The following is a 16,287-nucleotide window of genomic DNA, read 5'->3' on the forward strand; positions in this document are numbered from 1 at the left end:
CCACTTTCAGTTTTCAGGCTGAACACTGAAAACGCTCCTACTGAGAACTGGCGACAGGGGCCACGGGGAAGCTGGCAGTGTCAAGCACCGGCTGCCCCTGGGCATTGAGGTTGACCCGGATACGCTGCAAGGTACCGTTACCGATGGCAATTTCCGGGCTATGCCCTTGGGCATTGACCGGCAGACTGACCACGAATATGCCGCCCGTACGCATTACCTCAACCCGGCCCGTGTGCGCATTGAAGCGGTACTGGTAACTCTGGTCAGGATGCAGGCGAAAGCGGGCCTGCGGCGCCAATGCTGAACTGATCAACAGCGAGGCCTGGGCATCGGCAAAGCGAATCTCCAACGGTTGGTAATTCACCCCTGGCCGTGGCTCCAGGGAAAGCGCGCCACGCACACTGATGGCGGTCGTCCCGGCATTGACATATTGGCGCAGCCGGGGAGGCTGACCGCCCATGACAATCACCTCATCACTGCTGACGCTGACCGGCTGGGCCTGTGGATTACTGGCTACAACCACTGGCCGGATACGGCTTGCGCTGTTCTGGCTTTGGCCAAGTGGCACCAGGCTTAGGGTCGCAATCACGCCATCTTGCAGCGGATGGTCATTCAGGCCATACAGTAAAATACGCAACCGCCCGTCTCTCAAGGCATTATAGCTTAGGGTTTTACCGGCATTTTGTGCGGCGATGCCTAAACGGGCGGCAGATAACGCATGATTAAAATGAGCGACATCGTAATAGAGATCTACCGTCATGGCCGAGACGCCCTGCGGCTGCCCCTGCCAGATGAGATCCATATCCAGGGCGCGCCCGTTAGCGCGTACATTCGCCAGTTGTAGCTGGGCCCCCTGCGCAGGTGTTGTCGCTGGGCGCGGAGTTCCTATGTGCAGATTGACAATCCGGGTCAGATCCAGCACATCAATGCGCAGATCCGTGCGCCGGTCTGTCTGCATACAGCGATTGCGCTGGTTGGCTAATACGGCGCTTGCCGCATTTTGTACCTCAAACAGCGCCACCTGTCCGCTGCAATCACAATCCCCGATCAAGTCATTGCAGGGACGATCCAGCAAAATCCCGCCAGAGACCGCCCGGATAAACACCGTCTGGTTATGGGCATTATTGGCAGTAGTGTTTGCCTGCTCCATACGAACCGGCAACTGTTTGGACAGGCGAGAGCGGTCCGTCACCGTAAAGTACAACTCCAGCACCCGCGTGTCATTGGCAATAGTCCGCACGGGTTGCCTTTGATAGAGCATCCAGATACCCAGCCGTCCGGGTTCCAGCACCTGAACCTCACGGTTATGATCCGGGAGTTGGGCATCATTCCAGACAATGCCGCGTTGCGGATCAAAATCCAGGGCCTGTGCATCAAAGGTGACCACGCTGGCAAAGCCGGAGATCCCTACCGGAAGGGGGTCGCGCAGGAACAATTCCAGCTTGACCTGATCGCCCCGGTTGGCGGTATCTTCAGGATACGTGCTGGTATAGCTCAGCTCCAGACGCGGCACGCGGGGATCATAAAGTTCGTCACGAATCTGTGCGGTGAAAATATTGGTGCTGGTGTTGCGATCATCGCCAAGCAGGTAATACTGGGTATTTTTAGTGGCATCGCTGGGCACCGGAAAAAGATGGCTGGCATCGCGGGCAGTGGTGCTACCCGCGATAAACACCTGACGGCGGGCATTGGCCCGAGTCGCCAGTGCCCACACGGCATCATCCCTGATCCCACCAAAAAAGCTGGCATACAGCAGATCCAGCCCGCGTGGATCCAGCTTGGCAATAAACCCGTCACGGCTGCGGGCATCGGCGGCACGCAGATAGCTGTGACCTTCAATGGCATGGTGGGTGGGGAAATTATGCGACTGGGTTTGGCCCCCCACATAGATATAATGCAGACCCGTATCACGCGCCTGATCAATGGCGATGGCATGAGCGCGGTCATCGGCATTACCGCCCAGGTAGGTGGCAAAATGCACAAAGCGCCCGAATTGATCCAGCTTGGCTACAAAGGCGTCGTTATTGCCGGCCAGAGCTGGATATAAGGCACTGGTGACCGGGAAATTTTCCGAGTTGGTATAGCCGGAAATGAACAGATGTGGGTCTTGCGGCGGCCCCAGGACCATATCGGTAATCACATCGTTGCGGCTTCCCCCCAGGTAGGTGGCAAAAACCAGCTCGGTGCCTTGTGGGCCGATACGCGCTACAAAGCCGCTGGTACCACCCGGATTGGCGGGCTGGAAAGTCCCGGTGGTGGTGGGAAAATCGCGTGAGGCGGTAAAGCCGCTGAGAAAGACGGTGCCGTCATAAATGCCATTGAGCGCCTTGATCACCTTCATGCTAACCACGTCGTCATTGCCCGAGCCACCAAAATAGCTGGCGTAATGGACAAACTGGGCCGCCGGGTCGAGTTTAAGCACAAAGGCACTCTTGCCGCGTGGATAGCTGGGATACAGCGCATTGCGGGTGGGCAAATCCCCGGAAGCGGTCTCCCCGGCCACATAAATATTACCCGCCGCATCCAGATCAATGGCCTTGCCCGCATCCACCCCGGAACCGCCCCAATAGCCGGCAAATACCAAGGGGTTGTTTGGCTGATCTAACTGCACTTTAGCGACAAAGGCAGCCTGCGGACGCCCGCCGGGCAATACCGGATACAATCCCGAAGGGGCCACACCGGAAGGAATGGGAAAATTGGGCGAGTTGGTTTGACCGGTAAGATAGAGAGAGACCTGTGTGCCCTGTTGCTGCAAGGCAATGGCATTAATCTGTTCGTCATTGCTGCCGCCCAGAATCAGAACATGCTCCAGGCTGCTGGCATCCGGGCTGAACTGCAAGAGCAGGCCATCGCGGCGGGCGCGTGTCCCCTGCTCGCGGGCGGTACCGGGTAAGGCGCTTGATAAAGTGCTGCCCACGGCAATCACACGGCCATTGGCAGTGACGGCCATTGCCTTGATCTCATCATTGGCGGCACCGCCAAACACGGCGGAATATTCCACCGACACGGTCGGATCAATCACCAGGGTGCGGTTCTCATCATAGTCCCCTAGTGCAAAGGCAATCACATAACGCCCGGCCTCAGGGCTAGCCTCCTCAATGACAAAAGTACCGTCAACCAATTGCCGCCCTGTCTCATCCTCCTGATAGATCACCGGCACCTGTTGGTGTATCTGAGTGCCATTGGGCAAAGTTGCTAGCAATGCACCTTCGGCGGTGTGGTGCAATTCACGGACACCCTCTAAAACCAGGCGAATCTGCGTGGGATCGGCCTGCGGCGCAACCACCCAGTCATAGACCAGATGATGCTCATGGCTACGCAAGACCCAATCAATTCCCGGATACACCTGTGTATAGCGTAGTTGCGCATAACTGGGTAACTGACTTTGCCAATGGGCGGGATTGTCGCCGCGCAGATAACTGACCCGGGTGGGCAAGGCTTTCTCAGGTATCAGCTCGCTGAGATTGCCCTCCAGAGCATATAAACGCACCGCCGCTTCCCTGTCTGCTGCGACACACCTGCCTGCGCCGCGTGCGTCGCGGCAGGCAGGCGCAGCGCAGGCCTTAGGGTTGCCTTGATCATGCAGATAAAACCCCACGCCCTCCGCGCCAAAAGCCACCTCGGCTCCTTGTGCCCGGCCTGCATAGCGCACTGTGGCATTCCATTGCCCCTGATTGGGTACAAACAGGGCGGGAAAATCGCTCAGCCCCTTGAGCGTTTGCGGTGTTGGCAGCGCGGCCTGGGCATAGCCGCTAAACGCCATCAGCCAAAGGCTGAAGCAGAATACAAAGACAGGGTTACGATACAGTCTGTGAATGTGCCATCTCATGTGAACATTTCCTTAAGGTTTAGACGAGGTGTCTGTGTAGCGACTTTGTGCCTATATGCGAAAACAGTGCCAGCAGGCTTAGGGCGGTGGCCGTGCATCGGCGGCAAGTGCTTGGCTGTGGTGCTGGCATAAAAAGCGGATTTCGCTGACAGAGATCCGCAGCGGCAAAAAGATGCCGCCATTGGGGCGGGGAGTGTGATTGAGCTGTTGCAGGGTCACTCTATAGGCGCGCCGCGCCAGATCAATATTTTGCAAGGCACGATAGGATTCCGCCAGATAATAATGGGCAATCCAGCAGTCGTGACAGGTGTAGACCGCCTGTTTGAAGCAGCGAAGCGCCTGCTCATGGTCGGGCACCGGTTGCCATTTGGCACAAAGCCCCAAGAGCATAAAGGCATCCACATTCCAGGCATCGTCGGCCAGCACCGCCTGGGCACGCTGCGCCGCCTGAGCAAACTGGCGCGTGTGCAGCTCAATATAGGCCAGCAAGAGCCGGGCCGGGATGCTGTGCGGCTGCTGCGTTAAGTGCGCGTGCAGACGCTTCTCGGCCTCCTGATAACGCTCCTCGCGGATCAGTGCGCTTAAGGCCTCGCTGTCCAGTGGAGGGGGTGCGGATGTCTGGACGCTGACGGGGGGCGCGGTTTCTGGCGGCTGGGCGGGTTTGGCCGGTGCTGGAGGCGCTGGCGGTGTGATGATTTTTGCCGGGCTGATAGACGCTGCGGCTGGACGTGCAGGTATCACGGGCGCACGGTGTTGCCAGGTCTCTGCTGCTGGCTTGCGCAATGCCGGCGGACGGGCGGGCTGTGTCGGGGTGTCGCTTTTTTTGAAATAAAAAAGCTGAAAATCCTCAACGAGCTGGAAGATACCCAAGTCATTGGCCATGGATTCTGCGCTGCCGACAATAAAGACCCCGCCGTCGTTGAGTAGGCGATGCAGATTGTGTTGCACGGTGCGCCGCGTGGCGGTGTCAAAATAGATCGACACATTGCGAAAAAAGATCACATCCTGACCACCCATCAAGGCCATCGAAGGCGGTTCTTCCAGCAGATTGAAACGCACAAATTGCACCCGTGAGCGAATCTCGGCGTGCAGGCAGTAGAGATTATGCCCCAGCGGCTGAAAATACTGGCGCTGACGCTGCGGCGAAAGCCCACGAAAGGAAAAGCTATTGTACGTTGCCGCCCGTGCCCGTTCCAGGGCCTTGTGATCAATATCCGCGCCCATCAGGGTGACCTGTTGCCAGATGTCTTCACCAAAGGCCTCCTGCAGCGCCATCGCAATGGAGTACGGCTCTTCGCCGGTGGAGCAGCCCGCACTGAGAATGCGAATGCTCGCTGGTGATGAACGGCTACGCAGCAGGGGAGGGAGCACCGATTCGGTCAGCAGCCGGAAATGTTCGGCCTCCCGGAAAAAATAGGTTTCATTGATGGTCAGGCGCGTGACCAGTTCGTGAAATTCCTCGTCATGGCGTTGCAGATACGCTAAATAGGCGCTGACCTCATCCAGCCCGCGCAAGGCCATGCGTTCGACCACCGCATCGGCCAGATTGGCAATATTGCTCTGATCAAACACCAGCCCGCAGCGGCGTTTAACCAGGGCGCTGAAATCATCCAGGCGGGTGATCATGCGTCCATGCCTGCCAGCCGCAGCATCTGTTCGGGGATGGCCTCCAGCGGTACAACGTGCTCAACCACGCCTTCCTCAATGGCGATACGGTTCATGCCGAAGATCACAGAGGTTGCCTCATCCTGTGCCAGGGTGTGTCCGCCCGCCCCGTGAATGGCGCGCATCCCGCGCACCCCGTCTTTACCCATGCCGGTGAGGATAATCCCCACGCTGTTGTGTTGATACACCTTGGCGACACTTTCCAGCAACAGGTCGCAGGAGGGGTGATAGATATCCTGGGCGGCCCGTTCAATCAGCGCCAGCCGATGCGCGGTGGTGATCTGCAGATGATATTCCGAAGGGGCCAGGGTAATGCGTCCGGGGCGCAGCGGCTCACCGGCACAGGCCAGCGTCACGGGCAAGGGACACAGTACATTGAGCCATTCAGCCATGCCCGCTGCAAAGCCATCGGAGATATGCTGGGCAATGAGAACGGGGGAAGGAAAATTCACCGGCAGGCGCGGCAGAATCGTGGCCAATGCCTGTGGCCCCCCGGTGGAACAGGCGATCACAAATACGCTGCGGGCAGCGCACTCATCCACACACGGCGGCGGTGGCCAGGACGACCACGCCGAGGGTTTGGCGCTGACCGGGGCAGGCTGCGGCAGGCTGTTAAGCTCCGCCGGGGGCTTGAGGCTTTCCAGGGTGCGCAGATGGGTGATCACGCGAATCTTTGCCGCCATGCGCGCCTTGGCGAGAAATTCCACCCAGTCGGCAGGATCGCGGCTTGGCTTGTTAACCACATCCACCGCTCCCAGACTTACGGCGGTATAGGCATTTTTGGCATCGGCCACACTGCTGACCACCAGAATCGGCACCGCCCGGCTGCACATGATCTCGCGGATGGCATCAAAGCCACTCATCACCGGCATTTCCAGATCCATGGTAATCAGATCGGGATGCTGCTCCTTGGCAAGCCTGACCGCGTCTTGTCCGTTGAGCGCCTCGCCGACCACCTCAAAGCCGCCATCTTCTTCAAAGATGAAGCGCAACATGCCCCGGGCGATGGCGCTGTCATCTGCCAATACTACGCGAATTTTTGCATCGGTACTCACGCCTGCCTACTCATGCCTGTGCCAAAGATCATCATGCCTTGCCCGGCAACCACCACGCAATAGCCGCGCCCAACAAGGCCGAGGCCAGTACAAAGATATGCAGGTTAATGGCGCCCTGCAAGGCGCTGTCCCAAGGGACGCCCAAAGGCACCAACACTGCCAGGGCGCCGGCCTCAAAACTGCCCATGCCGGCAATGCCATGCACCGGCAAAATGCTGCTAAGGTCCGCGCCAATGACGGCCAGCCAGGCTATCGACATCTCCGTAGACACAAACAGCAAAAAGACCCAGACAAAGACCCCAAGCTTGACCAGCCAGTTAAGCAGGGTGAGCAACCAGGCGCGAACAAATGGCTTGGCCTCGCTCGGCAGGGCATGAAAAGCCTGGCTCAGTATCTGTTGCAGGCGCGACGGGGGGCGCTGCGCCAGCCATCGGCTCATCACTGGCGCAAGGCGCCACAGCGGCCATAAAAGTGATAGCCAGAGCAGGGCAATGAGTCCAGCGCTGAGCGCTCCCCAAAAAAAGCCACCCAGTGCGATGCAGGCAAACAAGGCCAGGGTATGCAGATCAAGCAGCCTGAACCACAGTAAAACGCCGATGGAATCGGGGGCAGGGATGGCAAAATAGCGCGCCATCAATAGCGGAAAGCTGAGTTCTCCGGTGCGCATCGGCAATAGATTATTCAGGGCATTATGCAGCAGCGTAAGGCGCACACAGGCCAGAAAGCGTCCGCGCATGCGTGTTTGATAATAATCATAGACCCGCCAGGCGCGCAGGCCATAGGTCAGCAGGGTGAGCAAAATCGCCAGACTGAGATGCTGCCAGGACAGTGCCAGCCAGGGATTTAGCAGCCAGGCCCAGCCGAGCAAAAACTCAACGCCAAGAATAAACCCCGCCGAGATCAGCAGGGCGATGAGGGTCTTGCGGGTTAACAGGACGTGGACGCCGTGCGAGCACTGTGCCACATGCGCTCTGCGTGGCCTTGTGCGGTTGCGATGATGCGGGCGCAGACAAACAACAGATCAGACAGGCGATTCATATAGGCCACCAATGGCTCAGACAGGTTGCGGCTATGGCTCAGAGTGATCAATTGGCGCTCGGCGCGCCGACACACCGCCCGCGCCAGATGACAAAAGGTAGCCGTCTGCCCGCCCCCCGGAAGAATGAACTCCTTGAGCGGGGCAAGCTGTGCATTGAACTGGTCAATCTGCGTCTCCAGCCAAGTGATGCGCGCCATCTGTAGACGCTGGGCGTGGGGTACGGCCAATTCCCCACCCAGATCAAACAGGTCGTTTTGGACGGCCAGCAAGACCTCGGTGACGGCGGGTGGCAATTCGGCGGCCAGCACCACCCCCAGCAGGCTGTTGAGTTCGTCCACATCGCCCAGCGCCTGGATCAGCGGCGCATCCTTGGGGATGCGCTCGCCGTCAGCCAGCCGGGTTTTACCATCGTCGCCCATGCGGGTATACAGCTTGCTAAGTCGATATCCCATGATCTAATGCCTAATGCGCTGCTTTGGGGTTTAGGGCCTGATGTAAACGCTCGCAGACGGTTTCCAGCACCGTCACACGGCCCAGGCGTTTGTCATTGCCTGGTACCAGGGTCCAGGGGGCGTATTCGGTGCTGGTGCGAATCACCATCTCATTGACCGCCGCTTTATAGGCTGGCCATTGCTCCCGGTTGCGCCAGTCTTCCTCCGTGATCTTATGGCGTTTATAGGGCACCTGTTCCCGTTCACGAAAGCGGCGGAGTTGTTCGTCTTCGCCGATATGCAGCCAGAATTTGATCAGCACAATGCCGTGCTCACTGAGCTGCTGCTCGAATTCATTGATCTCATGATAGGCACGCTGCCATTGATCCGCACGGGCGAAAGACTCCACCCGCTCCACCAGCACACGCCCATACCAGGAACGGTCAAACAGCGTCATGCGGCCATCTTCCGGGATATGTCGCCAAAAGCGCCAGAGATAATGATGCGCTTTTTCCTCATCGGTGGGCGCGGCAATCGGCACCACCCGATGCAGGCGAGCATCAATGCCCTTGGTCAGACGACGAATCGCGCCCCCTTTGCCGGCGGCATCCCAGCCTTCAAACACCACCACACACGCCCGCTGCTGTTCATGGGCCTGCCAGGTCAGCTGACGCAGCCGGGCCTGCGCCTGTCCCAAGCGCAGCGAATAATCATCCGCCTCCAGGCGGGCCTCCAGATCGACATGATCCAGAATGGTCAGGCGCGCGGCCTCGCCTTCTGGCAGGCAGGGGGCATGGGAGACCAGCGACGGTTCTTCCATATAGCGCCCTTTGTTGGCCAGCTTTTCCTTGATGGCATGGAGCAGGGTCCGCCCGACGGTGAGATCACGATAGCGTACATCCGCCGCCTCAATCAGATACCAGGGTGCCAGGCCGCAGTCCGTACCACGAATCACCCGCTCGGCAACGCCTACAAAGGTGTTGTAATCTTTGCTCAGGGTGCCCTTGCCCGGTCGTTGATACCAGCGGCTGGCCGGGTCTTTGAAGCGTTTTTTCAGGCGTTTTTTTTGCGCTTTGCGCGACAGATGAAACCAGAATTTGATGATCAGGGTGTCATCTTGCGCCAGCATCCGCTCCAGATCCTGAATGCGCCCCAACTCGGCGTCCAGACGCGCCTCCTGCCAGTCCTGGCTGAGTCGCCGTCGCAGCGGCTCGGCATACCAGGCACTGAAAAAGATGCCGATATTGCCGCGTGGGGGCAGGGCGCGCCAATAGCGCCAATACGGTGGATGATCCTGCTCCTCGCTGGAGACATCCCAGAAGGCATGGGTTTCAACGCCGCGTCCATCCAGCCAGGCGTTGAGGCGGTTAACCACCTCGCCGCGCCCCACGCCTTCCACCCCGGCGACAATGACAATCACCGAGACATGGCTATCGCGTAAGGCCCGCTGTGCTTCCAGTAAGGCCGCGCGCAATTCCGGCATCTGGGCCTTGAATTCTTCTTTGGAGACCTTGCGCCCCAGCTCGGCTGCTTCAAACATGGCTAGCGTATCCGCTGCACGACACTGAAAGCGCCGCGAATCTGGCCTTCTGTATAATCAACGGCCTGATCCGCCGGATACAGCGTTGCTAAGATCTCGCTGATCTCGGGGGCCAGATCCGCTGCGCTGCCATGACAATTTAGACACAGGCCGATGGTGGGAATGGCCTTCATATAGCGAAATTCACTGCGCCACAGATGGCGTCTAAGCTTGGTATATTCCAGGTCCTGGGGATTTTCACCCGCAGCCAGACGCGCCTCAAAGTCCTTGAGCACCGCCTGCTGCCAGGGGCGAGGCACACTGTCGGGATTGCGCGGTTTGAGGCTCACGCGGGTCACGAGCAAGCCCGTTTCCTCGGATAATGCCTGGGCGATTTTCGGGGCCTGGGTATGACAGATCTCAATGGCCTGCACCGGACCTTGGCTTTGCACGGCAGTTTGTAGCTGGGTCATCAATTGTTGGGCAAAGGCTTGCACCACCGCCTGACTGGCCTGCAGGTGCTCACTGTGTTCACTGGCCTTGAGAGGGCTTACACAACATAAGGCGAAAAGGCATAAAATACGAAGGCTTGTTTGCATCAGAATTCCTCGAATAGATCAAAAATTAAATGCCCGTCCATCAGACTGAACAGGGTGTCGTAACCATGCGGTATCCGGGATCACGGTGGAGGGTCAGGCAAGAATGGCGTATGCAGCGACGCTGAGAAGGCCTCATAAGACAAGGGCCTGGAAAATAAAAATCCCTGCCCATAATGGGCGCCGTACTGGCACAGCAACTCCATTTCTTCCGTGCGTTCAATGCCCTCGGCAATCACCGACATATCCAGGCTGCTCGCCATACTGACCAGGGCATGTACAATCTTGGCACTGCGCTTATCATCCAGCATGGACGACACAAAGGCCCGATCAATTTTTAAAGTATCAATGGGATAGCGGTGCAGGTAGCTGAAACTGGAATAGCCGGTGCCAAAATCATCAATGGCAATGCTAAAGCCGCGTTCCTTGAAACCTTTGAGCACCTCAGCGGCGGCGGCGGGATTGCTGATCAACAGGCTTTCGGTGACTTCCAGCTTGATGCGGCGCGGCGAGACGCCGGCGCTGCGCACAATTTCTTCAATCCGATCAACCAGATGCGGCTGTTCAAACTGCCGCCCCGAGAGATTCACGCTCATATATAAGGGCGGCAGGTGCGCATCCTTGTGCAAATGATGGCGGGTATGATTGAACTGGATCAAATCCTCACAGGCACGGCTTAAAATCCATTCGCCGATGGGCAGGATCAGGCCGGTGTCTTCAGCAATTTCAATGAAATTGGCCGGCATGATCAAACCCCGTTCCGGGTGACGCCAGCGCAGCAAGGCTTCACAACCGGCCAGCTGCCGGGTATTCAAGTCAATGATAGGCTGGTAAAACAGCACCAGATAACCGGATACCAGAGCCTCGCGCAGCCCCACATCGACCTCCACCCGATGGGTGGTCAGATCCAGATCGTGCAGATACAGGGCGTGCGGGCTGGGAGCAGGGGTGGGCAGGCTGTGCGACAAGGTATTGCGGTAGCGCTCCAGAATGACGCGCACAAAGCAGGCCACCAGCGGGTCTGTCTGCGAGAGCTTTTGTTCTACATAGTCACGATGAATGCCCAGCAGCTCCACCCGATCCATCGCACTGGCACTGGCGGTGCGCGGCTTGCTGTCCACCAGTGCCATTTCGCCAAAAATCTCGCCTTTGGACAAGGTGGCCAGGATCACCCGATCATCATTGGAATGGATAGACAGCTCCACATGCCCCTGCTGGATGATGTAGGCATAATCCCCGCCATCCCCCTCAGCGAAGATTTGTTCACCCGGCTCAAAGGTCACGCGATAGGTGGTTTGTGCTGACATGATTGCCAATCCCCATCAGAGTAGAATGCCAGTCACCCGACCGGCCTGAACCCGGTTGCAGGCTGCTTTGCGGCCTTATGCGCCGAGCACCAAAATGGCATCCATTTCCACGGCGGCATTTTTGGGCAGACTGGCCACACCAATGGCGGCCCGTGCCGGGTACGGGGTGGTGAAGTATTGCGCCATCACCTCATTGACCAGGGGAAAATGGGCCAAATCGGTTAAAAACACATTGAGTTTGACGATATCCTGCAGGGAGCCACCCGCCGCGTGCGCCACCGCCTGCAGATTATCAAAGACCTGACGGATCTGCGCCTCCATGCTACCATCGACCATCTCCATGGTCTGCGGATCCAGCGGAATCTGGCCGGACAAATACACCGTGTCGCCGACCTTGACTGCCTGGGAATAGGTCCCGATGGCCTGCGGGGCCTGTGAAGTTGCAATGATTTCGCGAGACATAGCCAGCACCTGTTATTTGCTTTTGCGTTATAAGCGAGGGATGACGGTTTCAAGCAGTGCGCGCACATCCGTCATGGCCTTGGTGACATTTTCGCCGACTTCTTCCATGGTGATCTCACCCTCACCGCGCCCGGCTGCCCAGTTGGCCACCACCGCACAGGTGGCATAACACAGGCCCAATTCACGCGCCAGCGCCGTTTCCGGCATCCCGGTCATGCCGACCAGATCACAGCCATCACGCTCCAGGCGGTTGATCTCGGCGCGGCTTTCCAGGCGTGGCCCCTGGGTGGCAGCATAGGTGGCCTGTTCTACCGCATCCAGACCAATATCGCGGGCCGATGCGATGAAGACCTCACGCAAGGCCTGACAATAGGGCTCAGTAAAATCAATATGCGTGACATGGGTCAGGTCTTCTTCAAAAAAGGTGTGCGAGCGTGACCAGGTGTAATCCACGATTTGATCCGGGAACACAATACGACATGGGCGCATCTCGGGGGTGATCCCACCGACAGCGGCCACGGCAATGACCCGCTCCACGCCGGCATGATGCAAGGCCCACAGATTGGCGCGATAATTCACACAATGCGGCGGAATGGTATGGCGATACCCGTGGCGCGCAAGAAACACCACATCATGCCCCGACAGGCGCCCGAAGGTCAGCGGCCCGGAGGGTTCACCAAAAGGGGTATGCATGACTTCCCGACGGGTAATCTCCAGTCCGTTTAACGAGGTCAGGCCGGTGCCGCCAATAATGGCAATGGTTGTATCGGTCATTGTAATGTTGCGCCCCTTTAGGCAATTCATTTAAATATTAGGAGTTACGCAGTTAGCTGATTGATTTTGCTAGGTTCGATTTTATATTTTTCGCGTCTCCAACCTGCGTAACTCCTGTTAAATATGAAGAAAAACGGTGGTATGCGTATCAGTGCTCTTTGACCGCATAGATTCCTGGGGCATTGCGCAGATATTCCTTATAGTCCATGCCATAGCCAAAGACATAGCGATCGGCAACCTCCAGCCCGATAAAATCGGCCTGGAGGCCCGGCACACAGCGATCATGCAGCTTGCGCACCAACACCGCACAATACACCGCCTGCGCCCCTTGTTCCCGGCAATCCTGCAAAATCCCTGCTAAGGTATGTCCTTCGTCGAGAATATCATCCACCACCAGCACCACCCGGTCTTTAAGCGGTGTGCGTGGCCGGGCCAGCCAATGCAAGGTATCCGCCCCGCTAAGCTGTCCCCGGTAGCGGGTGGCGTGCAGATAATCCAGCTCCAGCGGAAAATCCAGCCGGGTCAGCAGGTGTCCTGCGGCGACAATACCGCCACTCAGGACGCACAGCACCAACGGATTTTGCCCCGCCAGACGCTGGTTGATAGCCTGCGCCATCCGATCCAGCGCCGTATCAACGGCCTGGGTTGGGTGCAGACAGTCCGCCTCGGCAAGTACCTGGGCGGCATGATTTGGATCAACAGTCATGATGTTTGCCATGAAAAGCCCGCGCCCCACATCGCGGCGCGAGCTTTTCAGTCCCCTCAAAAATTTAGGATTACCGTTGCGCTCAATAGGTAAATGTCACAGTATCGTCGTCCATCGCCTCGCTGATGACATAGGCCCCGCCTACCGTTTCCTCAATCTCGGGAATCAGATCATCGCCCCACAGCTCCAGGGTCGGCGTGCAAATCTTGAATTTCACCCCGGCCTCGTGCGCATCTTTAATAAAGTCATAGACCGACTTGCTGCTGCCATCCTGCACAAACAGGTTCTCCGCCACGCCCTTTTTCGCCAGTTCACCAGCCCGGCCAGTCATGACCACCTCAACATCAAACTCCATCGCCGCCGCCACGGTGGCCTGAAAAAATGGTGCGCCTAACTCGGTGGGATTATGTGGGTCGGTATTGACCATCACAATCATTAGTTTATTGGCCATAAAAACAAGCTCCTAACATTCTGATTATCATTGAATTATGCTGCTTCGCCCACAATGCGCCCGGAAAAAACTGGCACTGCATTATAGGCAGCTACCACAGACCAAGCCAAGCCCCTGGATCGGGATCTTGGCCGGGTGTATAAGCCTATAATTAAAATCTCATAAAAACCAGTGTTTAACCGATAGCGACTCGTCCAGCCTATTGACCTGATGCTGATCTTGGGTGAATCTATGCGTTTTTTGCACGCAACATGGCGGATTTAAACTTGACGCAAAGCGGGCAATATGTACGTTTGGCGTCAATTTCACCCTGTGTCTTGCTATACTGTAGCGGCAAAATGTGTCCTGGTTTCTGATGGTAAAACTCATGGGGTCAGCATCAGAGTCCAGCGTTTACATGTAAATTAAGCTAAAAATTTTGGAGACTTAGTGAATGGCTAACGAAGACGTTGACCAGGAGCGGCGCCGTTTCCTGGTAACGGCAACGAGTGTGGTCGGTGGTGCCGGCGTTGTGGCCCTAGGCTACCCTTTTGTCGCTTCCTGGAAACCCAGCGCCCAGGCACAGGCAGCCGGTGCTCCGGTTGAAGTAAATATCGGCCAGATGGAGCCTGGCCAGCTGATTCGTGTGCAATGGCGCGGTCAGCCGGTGTGGATTTTAAAGCGTAGCGAAGAGATGCTCGCCACCCTGCCAAAACTGGAGCCACGTCTGGCAGATCCTCACTCCGCCGTGGTTTCACAACAACCCGCCTATGCGCAGAATCAACATCGCTCTCTCAAACCTGAAATTGCCGTGATGATCGGGCTTTGCACCCACCTGGGTTGCACCCCGAATTATCGTCCGGATGTTGCCCCGGATGATTTAGGCCCGGATTGGCTGGGTGGATTTTTCTGCGCGTGTCATGGTTCCTTTTTTGACTATGCAGGCCGCGTCTATCGCAATAATCCGGCCCCCACGAATCTCCCTATTCCGCCCCACATGTACTTGTCTGACACCACGATCCTGATTGGTGAAGACGAAGGAGTTGCATGATGCATAAAGCTTTTAGTGCGCTTCTGAGTTGGGTGTTTGCTCGCTACCCGGTCGAAAAACCGTGGAATGAGCACATGGCGCAATACTACACCCCCAAAAACCTCAATTTCTGGTATTACTTCGGCTCGCTGTCAATTCTGGTGCTGGTGATCCAGATTGTCACCGGTATCTGGCTGACTATGTTCTATAAGCCTGATGCCGAGCTGGCCTTTGCCTCGATTGAGTTCATCATGCGCGATGTGGAGTGGGGCTGGTTTATCCGCTACATGCACACCGTGGGTGCCTCGGCCTTCTTCATTATCATCTATCTGCATATGTTCAAGGCGCTGCTGTATGGTTCGTATAAAGAGCCGCGTGAACTTTTGTGGATCAATGGGGTGCTGATTTACCTGGTGCTGATGGGCATTGCCTTTACCGGTTACATGCTGCCCTGGGGGCAGATGTCTTACTGGGGGGCGCAGGTGATCGTTAATCTGTTCCAGACCATCCCCATCATCGGGCCTGATCTGGTGATCTGGATTCGCGGTGACTTTTTGATCTCGGATGCCACCCTCACCCGCTTCTATGCGCTGCATATCGTGGCCTTGCCGCTGGTGCTGTTTTTGCTGGTATTTATGCATATTGTCGCCTTGCATGCGGTGGGTTCCAATAACCCAGACGGCGTGGAAATCAAGGAAAAGAAAGACAAAACCGGCAAGCCGCTGGATGGCATTCCTTTCCACCCCTATTTCACGGTCAAGGATCTGGTCGGCTTCGGGGTGTTCCTGATTGCCTTCTTTGCCATCATTTTCTTTATCCCCGATGGCGGCGGTTACTTCCTGGAAAAACCCAACTATGAACCGGCCAACCCCTTGGTCACCCCGGATCATATTGCCCCGCTGTGGTTCTTTACGGCATGGTATACCGTGCTGCGCGCTGTACCGGATCCATTCCTGGGCGTGGTGGCGATGTTTGGGGCGGTGTTGATTCTGTTCCTGCTGCCCTGGCTGGATCGCAACCCCATCAAGTCGATTCGCTATCGCAGCGACCTGCACAAGTTCAATATCGCCGTCTTTGCGTTCACTTTCCTGGTCTTGAGCTATCTGGGCACCCAGCCGCCCGAGCCGTTTTTGGGTGAGATGGGGCTGCGCTTTAGTCTGGTGTACTTCCTGTTCTTCTTCGTGATCTGGTTCCACAGCCAGCCGCGTTCCAGGGTGTTTAGCTACGCGGCCTTTGTCCTGCTGGTCGGGCTGTATACCATCTATGACTATCTGCGCCTGGAAACCCGTGAGGTACAGCTGATTATGATGAGCTGGCTGATCCCGACGGGTTATCTGGCGCTGTGTTTGTTGGGGCCATTGTTTACCCGCCTGAATGAGGAAAAACCTGTTCCCGACAGAGTGACCTCATAAGCTCAGGATTTTGGTCTGCTACCCGTCGGCCC

The 16,287-nt window shown here is 57.1% G+C and carries 14 protein-coding genes; 2 read left to right on the plus strand and 12 right to left on the minus strand.

What is annotated here, in order from left to right; all coding sequences use genetic code 11:
• Positions 1-37: 37 nt before the first annotated feature.
• The 12 genes from THISIDRAFT_RS05920 to THISIDRAFT_RS05975 form a co-directional block, all read right to left on the minus strand.
• A complete protein-coding gene (locus THISIDRAFT_RS05920; protein WP_006786468.1) occupies positions 38-3,829 on the minus strand; it encodes a DUF7948 domain-containing protein in 3,792 nt (1,263 codons plus the stop codon).
• 78 nt (positions 3,830-3,907) lie between these two features.
• Complete coding sequence (locus THISIDRAFT_RS05925) at positions 3,908-5,455, minus strand: CheR family methyltransferase (RefSeq protein WP_006786467.1); 1,548 nt, start codon at positions 5,453-5,455, stop codon at positions 3,908-3,910.
• Entirely contained in the window at positions 5,452-6,549 is a 1,098-nt protein-coding gene (gene cheB / locus THISIDRAFT_RS05930) for a chemotaxis-specific protein-glutamate methyltransferase CheB (protein ID WP_006786466.1), read from the minus strand. The genes THISIDRAFT_RS05925 and cheB overlap by 4 nt, the downstream gene beginning before the upstream one ends.
• A gap of 31 nt (positions 6,550-6,580) precedes the next feature.
• Positions 6,581-7,513 carry a lysylphosphatidylglycerol synthase domain-containing protein gene (locus THISIDRAFT_RS05935; RefSeq protein ID WP_006786465.1) on the minus strand — a complete coding sequence of 311 codons (933 nt, stop codon included), beginning with the start codon at positions 7,511-7,513 and terminating at the stop codon, positions 6,581-6,583.
• Positions 7,477-8,040, minus strand: coding sequence for a cob(I)yrinic acid a,c-diamide adenosyltransferase (locus THISIDRAFT_RS05940; RefSeq protein ID WP_006786464.1), 564 nt, complete (start codon positions 8,038-8,040; stop codon positions 7,477-7,479). The genes THISIDRAFT_RS05935 and THISIDRAFT_RS05940 overlap by 37 nt, the downstream gene beginning before the upstream one ends.
• A 10-nt stretch (positions 8,041-8,050) precedes the next feature.
• Positions 8,051-9,559: a polyphosphate:AMP phosphotransferase gene (pap, locus tag THISIDRAFT_RS05945; protein WP_006786463.1), complete on the minus strand. Its 1,509-nt coding sequence runs from the start codon at positions 9,557-9,559 to the stop codon at positions 8,051-8,053.
• A 2-nt stretch (positions 9,560-9,561) separates the two neighbouring features.
• On the minus strand, positions 9,562-10,137 hold the full coding sequence (locus THISIDRAFT_RS05950; RefSeq protein WP_006786462.1) for a Tll0287-like domain-containing protein: 576 nt from the start codon (positions 10,135-10,137) through the stop codon (positions 9,562-9,564).
• A gap of 80 nt (positions 10,138-10,217) precedes the next feature.
• On the minus strand, positions 10,218-11,441 hold the full coding sequence (locus tag THISIDRAFT_RS05955; protein ID WP_006786461.1) for an EAL domain-containing protein: 1,224 nt from the start codon (positions 11,439-11,441) through the stop codon (positions 10,218-10,220).
• 75 nt (positions 11,442-11,516) lie between these two features.
• Positions 11,517-11,903, minus strand: coding sequence for a RidA family protein (locus THISIDRAFT_RS05960; protein WP_006786460.1), 387 nt, complete (start codon positions 11,901-11,903; stop codon positions 11,517-11,519).
• Between the two features lie 27 nt (positions 11,904-11,930).
• Positions 11,931-12,677, minus strand: a complete 747-nt coding sequence (locus THISIDRAFT_RS05965; RefSeq protein ID WP_006786459.1) for an S-methyl-5'-thioinosine phosphorylase — start codon at positions 12,675-12,677, stop codon at positions 11,931-11,933.
• A gap of 148 nt (positions 12,678-12,825) precedes the next feature.
• Positions 12,826-13,383 (minus strand): hypoxanthine-guanine phosphoribosyltransferase, encoded by a 558-nt coding sequence (locus THISIDRAFT_RS05970; RefSeq protein WP_040851524.1) that lies wholly within the window; start codon positions 13,381-13,383, stop codon positions 12,826-12,828.
• A gap of 82 nt (positions 13,384-13,465) precedes the next feature.
• A complete protein-coding gene (locus tag THISIDRAFT_RS05975; RefSeq protein WP_006786457.1) occupies positions 13,466-13,834 on the minus strand; it encodes a DsrE family protein in 369 nt (122 codons plus the stop codon).
• A 433-nt stretch (positions 13,835-14,267) separates the two neighbouring features.
• On the opposite strand from THISIDRAFT_RS05975, the gene petA reads away from it, so the two are divergent.
• The gene (gene petA, locus THISIDRAFT_RS05980; protein WP_006786456.1) at positions 14,268-14,864 is read left to right on the plus strand and encodes a ubiquinol-cytochrome c reductase iron-sulfur subunit; all 597 of its coding nucleotides are present in this window, start codon (positions 14,268-14,270) and stop codon (positions 14,862-14,864) included.
• Positions 14,864-16,255 carry a cytochrome b gene (locus THISIDRAFT_RS05985; RefSeq protein WP_006786455.1) on the plus strand — a complete coding sequence of 464 codons (1,392 nt, stop codon included), beginning with the start codon at positions 14,864-14,866 and terminating at the stop codon, positions 16,253-16,255. The genes petA and THISIDRAFT_RS05985 overlap by 1 nt, the downstream gene beginning before the upstream one ends.
• Positions 16,256-16,287 lie beyond the last annotated feature (32 nt).

This window comes from Thiorhodospira sibirica ATCC 700588 (assembly GCF_000227725.2).
In the GTDB taxonomy this organism is placed as follows: domain Bacteria; phylum Pseudomonadota; class Gammaproteobacteria; order Ectothiorhodospirales; family Ectothiorhodospiraceae; genus Thiorhodospira; species Thiorhodospira sibirica.